General features: G+C 60.9%; 2 protein-coding genes. Both read left to right on the top strand.

The annotated features are described in order from the left end of the window. The coding region (locus AWB69_RS45280; protein WP_231937470.1) for a winged helix-turn-helix domain-containing protein at positions 1 to 564 on the top strand (564 nt) is incomplete at its 5' end. After that, a complete protein-coding gene (locus AWB69_RS50245) occupies positions 492 to 1,076 on the top strand; it encodes an IS630 family transposase (protein WP_331712731.1) in 585 nt (194 codons plus the stop codon). The genes AWB69_RS45280 and AWB69_RS50245, both read left to right, overlap by 73 nt. Positions 1,077 to 1,085: the final 9 nt, after the last annotated feature.

Below are 1,085 nucleotides of genomic sequence, written 5' to 3'. Positions count from 1 at the left end.
CATGTAGAGGTGCGCGCGATGGTTCGTCAAGCGACAGGCGGTGAGGTTCTTGAACGTGCAAAGAAACTCATTGTCGAGGCCAGAACGGTGGATGAGTTGCGGCAGGCTCAAGCGGTACTGTTACCGCTCGAATTCGGTCTGACGCTCGCGCAGGCTGCGCAAGCGATCGGCGTATCGGTTGGCTGGGCCTGTCAGTTGCGCCGGCGCTTCATTCTGGCTGGCGGGATGCCCGAAGTCGACCGCCCCAGGCCGGGCGGTCGACGCCGCGAGAATATGACGTGGGAGGAAGAAGTGACCTTTCTTGCGCCCTTCTTCGAGAAGGCCAAGGTGGGCGGCATCCTCGTGGTCGGCGAGATCAAGCGGGCGCTGGATGAACGGCTGGGACGCAAGGTTGCCCTGGCCTCCGCCTACAACCTGCTACACCGTCATGGCTGGCGCAAGCTCGCGCCTGACAAGCGACACCCCAAAGCCGATGTGGCCGCCCAGGAGGCCTGGAAAAAAAACTTCCCGACGTCCTCCTCGAAATCGACCGCGCGTGGCCGGGCCAAGGGCCGATCCGGCTGATGTTTCAAGACGAAGCGCGCTTCGGTCGCATCTCCGATACGCGGCGTTGCTGGTGCCCCAAACCGGTTCGTCCGTTGTGTCAGGCCATGGTGACGCAGGAGTACACCTACGCTTATGCGGCCGTCTCGGTGACCGATGGCGTGCTCGACTCGCTGATCCTGCCGCACGTCAACGCCGCCTGCATGCAGCTGTTTCTCGATGAGGTCTGCGCGCGCCATCCCGACGAGCGCATCGTGATGGTTCTCGACGGCGCCGGGTGGCATCAGAGTGCTGCACTCAGACTGGCGCACAACCTGCGCCTGCTCACACTTCCGCCATATTCGCCCGAGCTCAATCCCGTTGAACATCTCTGGGATGATCTGCGCGAAAAGTCCTTTCACAACCGCGTATTCGAGAGTATCGATGCGCTCGAACACCATCTGTGCGACTCGCTTCGCCACCTTGAACTGGATCACCAACGGGTTCATTCCATCGTCGCGTGGCCGTGGATGATTGATTCACTATTGAATTAGAAATGGAAT

Origin of the sequence: Caballeronia udeis (genome assembly GCF_001544555.2) — a bacterium.
GTDB lineage: Bacteria > Pseudomonadota > Gammaproteobacteria > Burkholderiales > Burkholderiaceae > Caballeronia > Caballeronia udeis.
The sequence above is the reverse complement of the archived record's forward strand: the minus strand, read 5'-3'. Positions and strand labels throughout refer to the sequence as shown.